At 61.3% G+C, this 261-nt stretch carries 1 protein-coding gene; it reads right to left on the bottom strand.

Annotated features, from left to right (window positions below; genetic code table 11):
• The coding region (locus H5993_RS09300) for a hypothetical protein (RefSeq protein ID WP_428980939.1) at positions 1 to 261 on the bottom strand (261 nt) is incomplete at both ends.

Below are 261 nucleotides of genomic sequence, written 5' to 3'. Positions count from 1 at the left end.
GTGCAATTCATGGGCTCTAGGGTGGCGTGCGCCAGATAGGGCGCGCTGTAAAGCGACTCCACTGTGGTGGCCGAAAACGTCTCCGCATCCTTTACGTTACCAGCGCTAAAAAAGGTCTTGCCACCACCGCGCCGCGCCACGGTCTCCAGCGCCTCAGCAATGATTTTGGTATCCAGTTTTCCCGATGCGGGTGCCACCCAATCCACCTTCAGGCCCAGCACCGCCTGCTGCGCCTGCCACCAACTGCGTGCCACCACAGCC

The sequence above is a fragment of the Limosilactobacillus alvi genome (assembly GCF_016900115.1).
GTDB lineage: Bacteria > Bacillota > Bacilli > Lactobacillales > Lactobacillaceae > Limosilactobacillus > Limosilactobacillus alvi.
Note: the sequence above shows the minus strand (reverse complement) of the source record. Positions and strands in the feature narration are given on the sequence as shown.